Origin of the sequence: Streptomyces xiaopingdaonensis (genome assembly GCF_000262345.1) — a bacterium.
GTDB classification, from domain to species: domain Bacteria; phylum Actinomycetota; class Actinomycetes; order Streptomycetales; family Streptomycetaceae; genus Streptomyces; species Streptomyces xiaopingdaonensis.
On sequence record NZ_AJTQ01000222.1, the window covers coordinates 107,716 to 116,421 of the forward strand.

At 73.2% G+C, this 8,706-nt stretch carries 8 protein-coding genes; 5 read left to right on the plus strand and 3 right to left on the minus strand.

Translation table 11 applies throughout. The features are described from left to right. Nucleotides 1-110: 110 nt before the first annotated feature. On the plus strand, nt 111-749 hold the full coding sequence (locus UWG_RS33070; RefSeq protein ID WP_050988598.1) for a M23 family metallopeptidase: 639 nt from the start codon (nt 111-113) through the stop codon (nt 747-749). Between the two features lie 57 nt (nt 750-806). On the opposite strand, the gene UWG_RS0117755 is transcribed toward UWG_RS33070, so the two are convergent. After that, nucleotides 807-1,271, minus strand: coding sequence for a hypothetical protein (locus tag UWG_RS0117755; RefSeq protein ID WP_016908562.1), 465 nt, complete (start codon nt 1,269-1,271; stop codon nt 807-809). Nucleotides 1,272-1,364: 93 nt separating this feature from the next. After that, complete coding sequence (locus UWG_RS0117760) at nt 1,365-2,552, minus strand: helix-turn-helix domain-containing protein (RefSeq protein ID WP_016908563.1); 1,188 nt, start codon at nt 2,550-2,552, stop codon at nt 1,365-1,367. A gap of 166 nt (nt 2,553-2,718) precedes the next feature. Between UWG_RS0117760 and UWG_RS0117765 the strand changes: the two genes are divergently transcribed. The 4 genes from UWG_RS0117765 (at nt 2,719) to UWG_RS0117780 (ending at nt 7,771) form a co-directional block, all read left to right on the plus strand. Continuing rightward, the gene (locus UWG_RS0117765) at nt 2,719-3,219 is read left to right on the plus strand and encodes a flavoprotein (protein WP_016908564.1); all 501 of its coding nucleotides are present in this window, start codon (nt 2,719-2,721) and stop codon (nt 3,217-3,219) included. Between the two features lie 363 nt (nt 3,220-3,582). Continuing rightward, nucleotides 3,583-5,082: a class I adenylate-forming enzyme family protein gene (locus UWG_RS0117770; protein ID WP_016908565.1), complete on the plus strand. Its 1,500-nt coding sequence runs from the start codon at nt 3,583-3,585 to the stop codon at nt 5,080-5,082. A gap of 204 nt (nt 5,083-5,286) precedes the next feature. Further along, nucleotides 5,287-5,856, plus strand: coding sequence for an RICIN domain-containing protein (locus UWG_RS0117775; protein WP_016908566.1), 570 nt, complete (start codon nt 5,287-5,289; stop codon nt 5,854-5,856). Nucleotides 5,857-5,965: 109 nt separating this feature from the next. Continuing rightward, nucleotides 5,966-7,771, plus strand: coding sequence for a thiamine pyrophosphate-requiring protein (locus tag UWG_RS0117780; protein ID WP_016908567.1), 1,806 nt, complete (start codon nt 5,966-5,968; stop codon nt 7,769-7,771). Between the two features lie 117 nt (nt 7,772-7,888). Here UWG_RS0117780 and UWG_RS0117785 read toward each other — a convergent pair whose 3' ends face one another. Next, on the minus strand, nt 7,889-8,530 hold the full coding sequence (locus UWG_RS0117785; RefSeq protein ID WP_016908568.1) for a TetR/AcrR family transcriptional regulator: 642 nt from the start codon (nt 8,528-8,530) through the stop codon (nt 7,889-7,891). Nucleotides 8,531-8,706: the final 176 nt, after the last annotated feature.

An 8,706-nucleotide genomic window follows, 5' to 3' on the forward strand; every position in this document is an offset into this window, starting at 1 on the left:
GCGGCCGACGCGACGCGGCACCCAGGGGTTGAGGCTGACTCCCCGTCACGTCACTCTCGCGGTGCCGTCCGGCGTGCGTGCCCGCCACCGACCGCGTTTGCTTCACAGGTATGACGCACACAGCTACGGCGCAGAAGCAGCGCCCGGCACGCACCCGGATCAGGTGGGCACTCTGCGGTGCCCTCGCCTCGGCGGTCGTCGCGACCGGCGGAACCGCGGCCGCAGCGGACGGACCAGGCCGCGGCGGAGGCGACCAGGCCGCGGCGGTCTCGGCCGCACGGGACCTGGTCCGCGGTGTCGCGGAGGACGCCTGGGGCGACCGGCGGCGGACCCCCACCAGCGGATGGACGTCACCGCTCGCAGGTTCGGCGAGGATCTCCCAGACGTACGGGGTCAAGGGCAACTGGGCGGCCGGCCACCACACGGGCGTCGACTTCGCCGTCCCCGTCGGCACCCCCGTCCGCTCCGTCGGTTCGGGCACGGTCGTGGAGGCGGGCGAAGCGGGCGACTACGGCAACGCCGTCACCATCCGTATGACGGACGGCAAGTACACGCTCTTCGCGCACCTCTCCGCCATCACCGTCTCCCCCGGCGAGAGCGTGCAGGCCGGCAAGGTGATCGGACGCTCGGGCAACACCGGCAACAGCACCGGCCCGCACCTCCACTTCGAGGTGCGCGAGGGGCGCGCCTACGGCACCGACACCGACCCGCTCCGGTACCTCGCCTCGCACGGCGTCAGCCTCCCCTGAGCCGAGCCGGACGAACCGGGCACGCGGGGCCCGGACCGCCGGGCCCCGCACCGCACTTCACACGACGGGCGGCTCGCCGGTACGCGGGCCGAGCACCTCGGCGAGCGCGCCGACGACCGCGGCGTGGAGGCGCCCGGGCTCCGTGAGGCAGCGCTCGGCGGCGTCCGGGGGGACGAGCCAGTACGGGCCGCGAGCCCGGATGCGGTCGCGGGGAGGGACTGCCACCCACGTCGCCGTGGAGAGCAGCTGGACCTCCGCCGCGTAGGAGGTGAAGGCCCAATCGGCCGTGGCACCCGGGTCGGTGAGCAGGTAGAGCCGGTGGTCGCTGGGGTCCTTGAGTACGGCGCCCGCCGCGGGGCCGAGTCGCGCGAGCAGCCGTTCGCCGATGCCGAGCCGGACCCGCACCGCGTCCCACCACACCCCGGCCGGCACGAGCTCGGTGCCGGCGCCGGCGGGCGGGAGCCAAGGGCTGTCGTGGCCGGGAGCGTTGACCCGGCGGGGAAACGGCTGGTCGATCGGCATGCGGCCAGCCTGCCCGGCCGAGGTGCCACTAAGTGTCACTCGTTGGTGACGCTCGGTCGCACGCCCCCGGATGCGCCCCGCGCGTATGCCGGTTCACATCCCGATCCAGGCTGCCATGTGACCGAGTGTCCCCGGGGTGCGGCGCCGCTGCTGGAGCAGGCCCTTGAGCGTTTCGCGCGCGCCGGGATGGTAGCGCGTCTGCTGCGGGGCCATGCGTCGCGCCGTCATCAGCGAATCCAGGGCGGCCTCCGTGCGGCCCGTCTCCATCTCGCAGCGCGCCCGGTCGATGTGGACGTGCGCACGCCTCGACATCGCCCAACCGTGCGGGAGTTGCAGCCGGGAGGCCGCCTGGAGCGCCTTCCCGTACCTGTTCATCTCGACGTGCGCGGAGAGCTCGTGCGCGGCGACGTTCGCGGGGCCGAAGGAGAGCCAGTGCACCCACCCGGCCTCGCCCGTGTGCTGCGCGCACGCGCGGGCCTCGGCGAGGCGGGCGCGTACGGTGTCCGCGTCCCGGGCGCGGGCTGCGATGATCGCGGCGCCGAGGTGCAACTGGCCGCGCACGGCGAGGAGTTCGCCCGCCTCGTGCTCGGCGCCCTCCAGCAGGAGGTGGCCCTTGCCGATGAGCCGGAGGCCGACCTCGTGCTCGCCCTCCCTGAAGTAGGCGAGCGCGCGCATGTACTGGCGCACGGCGGCGAGCAGCGGGTCGCCCGCACGCTCGGCCGCCCAGGCCATGCGGTCGAGGGCGATCGTGGAGAGGTCGTGGAAGCCGAGCTTCGTGGCGAGGTCGTACGCCGTGCGGTAGCACGAGCCGAGGGTCTGCCAGACGTGCGTCCCCGGTGTGCGGTGCGCGGCGGCCGTCACCTCGGTGACGAGCGGCGGGAGCGCCCGCGCCGCCGTGTTGAGCTGGGTGGCGCGGACCAGGCGGCACAAGTCGTCCGCGTCGTGGGCGAGTTCGGCGACGGGGCGGATCTCGTACGCGGCGGGCGGCTCGAGGTCGTAGAGGTCGAGGCACTCGCGGATCGGGCGGATCAGCTCCGCGAGGCGGTCCTGGCGCAGCTCCGCGAGGTACGGCTGCCCCGTGAGCGTGGTGGCGTCGATGCGGAGCGCGTGCGCCACCGCCGCGACGAGGTCGGGGGACGCGTTCTTGTGCCCCTCCTCGACCTGCCGCAGCATGCTGTAGGAGTACGGGATGCGCTGCGCGAGTCCCCGCTGGGTCAGCCCCGCCAGCTTCCGCTGCTCGGCGATGCGCGTCCCCGTGCGCTCCTCCTGAAGTCCCGCCAACGCGGCCTCCGTTCGTCTTCCGGTCCGCGCGGTGCGCCCTGTCGCGCACCGCCGTCGGGGTTCGGCCAGGGCTGGTTACCCCGCGGCCCCCACGATGAACGCTGCCGGCGCCCGCCCGCCCCCGTACCACCGTTTCGGGTGGCGTCTGCCGTGATGGAATCCCCGCATGGCCTCCCATGTGCTCTACTTCCTCGCTTCTGCCGCGCCCCCCGTCCTCCACGTCGAAGAGGGCATCCACCGAGCCCAGCACCGCGGGTGGACGGTCTGCCTGGGTCTCACCCCCACCGCGGCGAGCTGGCTCGGCGACCGCTTGGCATCGTTCGCGCAGCTCACCGACAACCCCGTACGCGTCAGCTATCCGCGCCCCGGCGACGCCGACGTGTGGGACCCGGCCGACGCGACGCTGCTCGCTCCCGCGACGTTCAACACCGTCAACCACTGGGCGCTGGGGTTGACTTCGACACTGGTGGTCGGCCTCGCCGCCGAGGCGATCGGGAGGGGCTTACCACTGGCCACCGTCACCTGCGTCAACCGCCCGCTCTCGCGGCATCCGCAGTTCGCACGCTCGGTGGGCGCGCTGCGTGGTGCGGGCGTCACCGTCGTCGAAGGGCGCCGCGTCGAGGGCGGGTTCCCGTGGGAGGCCGGGCTGGACGGGCTCGCCGGGTAGCCCGCGGAGCCGGGCTCCCTCCGTCGGCTCTGAGGACATCCCCTTTCTGCGTCGAGGAGTTGGCGAGGAGGAGCAGGCGGTCGACGCAACAGGCGTTGTCCTTCTCTGCGCCGTCGAGGTGGGCGCCGGTGCGCGGCGGGGCGGCGTACGAGGTGTCACCCCGGGTCTCTCGCCCGCCCGTGAGGCCGCGGAGGACACCGGCGCCGTGTCGCGGCAGGACGGCGCCGGGCTCGACGTACTCCGCTCGCGGACGGGTCGGGCAGCGGCCGGCCCACGCCTCCGTGGTCCCGGCGGCTTCCCTCCTTCGGATGCAATGCGGCGCGGCCGCGTTGCTCGGCGGCTCCGGCGGAGAGAACGCCGACCATGAGCTATGTCGAGGAATTGCTCCGCGACGCGTTCGGCCGCTGGGCCGGGCGAGAGGCCGTCGTGCACGGCGGCGGCCGTCTCACCTACCGCGAACTCGGCGGCCACGTCGCGGTGTTGGCGGCGGCGCTCGCCCACGGAACCGGAACCGTCGGCGTCCTGGCCCGCAACCGCCCCGAGGCCCTCGTCGTCCACCTCGCCTGCCACCTGGCGGGGCGCCCCGTGGCACACGTCGCCCGCGACGCGTCGCGCCCCGTCCAGCGCACCTTCCTCCGCGACGCGTCGGCCACGGAGCTCTGCCACGACCCGAACGAGGCACGGGCCGCCCGCTCCCTCGCGGCCGAGGTCCCGGGACTGACGCCGCGTCCGCTGGCGCTCGCGCCCCCGCCGCCCGGCGTCGACCCGCCGGCCGCGCCCCCGCCCGCCCCTGCGAGCCGGGTGCGCACGCTGTTGTGCACCGGCGGAACGACGGGCGTGCCCAAGGGCGTTGTGCACACGCACGCGCTCTTCGCGCCCCCGGCGCTGGAGCCCGTCGCGCTCGCGACGCCGGGGGAGCGCTGCCTCGTCTTCACCGACTTGTCCCACGTGAGCTGGTACTTCGCCATGCCGACGCTCAGGGCGGGCGGAACCCTCGTACTCCACGAGGGGTTCGACGCCGGCGCCTTCCTGCGCCTCGTCCCCGGCGAGCGCGTCACACGCGTCCTGCTCTCCCCGCCGCAGCTCGCCAAGGTGCTCGACCATCCGGAGTGCGCCGGCGCGGACCTGTCGAGCCTGCGCCTGCTGGCGTACGGTGCCGCGCCGTCGGCCCCGCACCGGCTGCAGCAGGCCGCGGAGCGGTTCGGCCCCGTGCTCCAGCAGGTGTACGGCCTCACGGAGGCGGGCGTGGTCAGCGTGCTCACACCCGAGGACCACCTGCACGGGGACGCCGCCGTCCGCGCGTCGGTCGGACGGCCGGCGCCCGGCGTCTCGATCGAGGTCAGGGACGCGGAGGGCGCCCCGCTGCCGGCCGGCGAGAGCGGAGAGGTGTGGATGCGCGGCCCGGCGCTCATGGCCGGCTACCTCGGCCCCGAGCACGCCAACGAGCCGGCGCTGCACGGCGGTTGGCTGCGCACGGGCGACCTCGGACGCCTCGGCGGGGACGGCTGCCTGACGCTCGAAGGCCGGTGCAAGGAGCTCCTCATCCACCACGCCACCGGAACGCACGTCTACCCGCGGCTGATCGAGGAGGCGCTCCTCGGCCACCCGGCCGTACGCGAGGCGGCGGTCTGGGCCGTCCCCGACGAACGGCACGGTGGCGACCACGTCCACGCCGCGGTCACCCTCACCGAGGACGCCCCGGGCGCACACGCGCTCAGGGCCCACGTCGCCACCGTCCTCCACCAGGACCACATGGTCCCCGAGCACGTCGAGGTCCGTACCGACATGCCGCTGACCCGCGCCGGAAAGATCGACAAGTCGGCCCTCGCGGGGAGGCGGGAACGCGGCAGCGAGGGCCGGTAGGTCCACGTACGCACCGGCCGCGGGGCAGGGTTCCGGGCCGGCCAGGAGGACGCCGACCGACCGTGCCGGACGGGAGTTTGACCGAGTCCGTCGTGCGGATGAACCCGACGTATCCGCCCACGGCCCACCGCTTTCGCCGATCACCATTCAGGCGTCAAGCTCCGCATCCCGCGGAGCCCGCTCAGGAGGGAAACGCACACCGTCATGCCCCGACACCACCGCCTGCTCGCCGTCTCCGTAGCAGCCGTCGCCCTGACCGGCGCGCTGGGAGGCACGCACGCCTCCGCCGACCCCGCCGACCGCGACGTGATCAACAAGACGAGCGGCAGCCGACTGGCGACCTACGGCGACAGCAAGGCCGAAGGCGCCACCGTGATCAGCCTCCGCGACCCGGCCTGGAAGTACAGCTCCGAAGCCTGGCGTGCCGAAGGCCCCGGGGCCGGCCCCGGGTCGGCGACCTCCACCCGGGTACTGCGCAACGCCGCCGCCGACAAGTGCCTCCAGCCGGCCACCGCAGACCCACAGCGGGGCACCCAGCTCGTCATCAAGACGTGCGACGGCTCCGACCTCCAGAAGTGGGTCCTCCACGCGTCCAAATCCGGCGGACGTAACTCGGGTTGGTGGATGTGGACCCCGAAGACCGACCCGAGCCTCGCCATGACGCTCAACCGCTACAACGACGGCTCGTGGGAGAGCCTCCACCTCGACACCGCCTACCCGAGCGACGACCGACTGTGGCGCATCGCGCCCGACGACCGTCCCTGGAACATCTGACCCGCCCGACGGCCGCCCCGCTTCGCGCGGGGCGGCCCCGGTTTGCGCACGCCGCACCGTGGAACCCGCCCGCTCCGACCCGACGCCCACCATCTGGGGAGGGAGCACCATGGCTGAGCAGGTAGCCGACTACGTCCTCGGACGCCTCAGCACCTGGGGGGTCCAGCGCGTGTACGGATACCCGGGCGACGGCATCAACGGCATGCTCGGCGCGTTCGACCGGGCAGCGGGGCGACCGGAGTTCATCCAGACGCGGCACGAGGAGATGGCCGCCTTCATGGCGTGCGGCCACGCCAAGTTCACCGGCGAGGTGGGCGTCTGCACCGCCACCTCGGGCCCCGGCGCCATCCACCTGCTCAACGGGCTCTACGACGCGAAGCTCGACCACCAGCCGGTCGTCGCCGTCGTGGGCCAGCAGAAGCGCATCGCGCAGGGCACCCACTTCCAGCAGGAGGTGGCCCTCGAACAACTCTTCGCCGACGTCAGCGAGTTCTGCCAGGTCTGCATGGACCCGGGGCAGGTGCGGCACGTCATCGACCGTGCCTTCAAGACGGCGCTCACCACGCGCGGCGTCGCGACCGTCGTCCTGCCCGAGGACATCCAGGAGGCCGATGCCGAGCCGTCGCCGCCGAAGGAGCACGGCGCCGTCTTCTCCAGCGTCGGCTGGAGCCGGCCGAGGGTGCTGCCCAACCGCGAGGAGCTGCACAAGGCGGCCGGAGTCCTCAACGAGGGCAGCAAGGTTGCCCTCCTCGTCGGCCAGGGCGCGGCCGACGCCGAGGGGGAGGTGCTGGAGGCCGCCGACCTCCTCGGAGCCGGCATCGCCAAGGCGCTCCTCGGCCGCGACGTGGTACCGGACGAACTGCCGTACGTGACGGGCCCGATAGGGCTGCTCGGCAGCAAGGCCAGCGACGAGATGATCAACGAGTGCGACACGCTCCTCATGATCGGCAGCAGCTTCCCGTACGGCGAATGGCTGCCGGACGAGGGGAGTTGCCGCGGCGTCGAGATCGACATCGACGGACGCATGATCGGCCTCAGGTACCCGATGGAGGCCCACCTCGTCGGCGACTCCAAGGAGACGCTCCGCGAACTCATCCCGCTCCTGGAGTGCAAGGAGGACCGCTCCTGGCGGGAGAAGATCGAGAAGGACGTCGACTCCTGGAACACGGTCCTGCGCAAGCGCGCCTCGCAGACCTTCGAGGGCCGCATCAACCCGCAGGCCGTCGTGCACGAGGTCTCCCCGATGCTGCCGGACGGGGCCCTGCTCACCGCCGACTCCGGTTCGGCCACCAACTGGTGGGCCCGTCACCTGAAGCTGCGCAAGGGGATGCACGCCACGCTCTCCGGCACCCTCGCCACGATGGGCCCGGGCGTCCCGTACGCCATCGCCGCCCGCTTCGCCTACCCGGACCGGCCGGTGATCGCTTTCGTCGGCGACGGGGCGTTCCAGATGAACGGCATGAACGAGATGCTGACGGTGAAGCGGTACGCCGACCGGCTCGCCTCGCCCGCGCCGCTGGTCTTCTGCGTCTTCAACAACCAGGACCTCAACCAGGTGACCTGGGAGCAGCGCGCGATGGGCGGCGACCCGAAGTACCCGGGCTCGCAGGACATCCCAGACTTCCCCTACGCTCGCTACGCCGAACTCGCCGGCCTGCGGGGCATCCGCTGCGACGACCCCGACGAGGTCACCAGCGCCTGGCAGGAAGCGCTCGCCGGCGGGCGGCCCACGGTGCTGGAGTTCGTCGTCGACAGCGAGATCGCACCGATCCCGCCGCACGTGACGAAGGACCAGGCGACCAAGACGCTCAAGGCGGGCGTGCAGGACCCGCAGCGCACCGGCATCGCGGCCCGCGGCTTCCGCCAGAAGCTCACCGAGATGTACGAGAACCTCCCCGGCCGCAAGAGCGACTGACGGCCGCGTACGACGGACCGGCGCCCGGCAGCGGGCGCCGGTCCGTCGTGTGAACGGCCCCCGCCGTTCCGGGGGTCGGGCGTCGACCGGCTTCCCCGGCCCGCCGGTTGACGCTCCTCAGTCGTCCTCCGCCGCGAGGGACGGCACGTCCGCGGGACGGCTGACAGGAGCGGTCAGCATCCCCGTGATGGCGTCGGCGAGGAAGTCGCCCGCCGCCTGCCACTTCGGCTCCTTGCCGTCGCGCTCCGCGCGCTCCTCCATCTCCGCGCACGCCGACGTGATGACGTGGGACATCAGCGCCGCCCTGCCGCGGACGACGGCCTTCGGCAGGTCGAGCCGCGAGACGGCCGAGCGGATGATGAGCGCCGCCGTGGGTGCCGCGTCCTCCAGGCCGTGCAGCAGCGGAGCGGTGACGGGGTCGTGGAGCGCCTGGCTCACGAACCGCGCCCGCCAGGTCGGCGGCGGCAGTTCGGCGAGGGTGTCCGTGACGGGTACGACGAGGCAGCGCACGTCGTCGAGGAGCGAGTCCGAGCGCTCGAACATCGCGCGGCGTGGCTCCTCCATGGCCGCCAGATGCCGGGTGAGGAGTGCGCGCAGCAGTCCCTCGCGTCCGCCGAAGTAGTAGCCGACGGCCGAGTGATTGGTGTTCCCCGCGGCTTCGGCCACCTTGCGGTCCGAGACGTGGGAGATGCCCGCCTCGACGAAGAGCCGCTCGGCGGTGTCGAGCAGCGCCGTGCGCGCCGCGTCTGATCTGGCCATCGGGGGTCGTCGTCTCCTGCGTGTGGCGAGCCGAGGCGCCAACGTAACCCACGCCCACAGGCGTAAGCCACGTGACTTATATTGGGTGCGGTAAGTCGCATGACTTACATGTCGCAGTCGGTTCCCCGCCCGGAGCCCGACCCCAGCCCCCCCCCCAGCAAGGAGCCAGATTCCGT

What these genes read in the sequence shown, in the direction of transcription:
- UWG_RS0117775 (WP_016908566.1), top strand. Translation starts at nt 5,287, where the DNA reads ATGCCCCGACACCACCGCCTGCTCGCCGTCTCCGTAGCAGCCGTCGCC.
- UWG_RS0117770 (WP_016908565.1), top strand. Translation starts at nt 3,583, where the DNA reads ATGAGCTATGTCGAGGAATTGCTCCGCGACGCGTTCGGCCGCTGGGCC.
- UWG_RS0117785 (WP_016908568.1), bottom strand. Translation starts at nt 8,530, where the DNA reads ATGGCCAGATCAGACGCGGCGCGCACGGCGCTGCTCGACACCGCCGAG.
- UWG_RS0117780 (WP_016908567.1), top strand. Translation starts at nt 5,966, where the DNA reads ATGGCTGAGCAGGTAGCCGACTACGTCCTCGGACGCCTCAGCACCTGG.
- UWG_RS0117765 (WP_016908564.1), top strand. Translation starts at nt 2,719, where the DNA reads ATGGCCTCCCATGTGCTCTACTTCCTCGCTTCTGCCGCGCCCCCCGTC.
- UWG_RS0117755 (WP_016908562.1), bottom strand. Translation starts at nt 1,271, where the DNA reads ATGCCGATCGACCAGCCGTTTCCCCGCCGGGTCAACGCTCCCGGCCAC.
- UWG_RS33070 (WP_050988598.1), top strand. Translation starts at nt 111, where the DNA reads ATGACGCACACAGCTACGGCGCAGAAGCAGCGCCCGGCACGCACCCGG.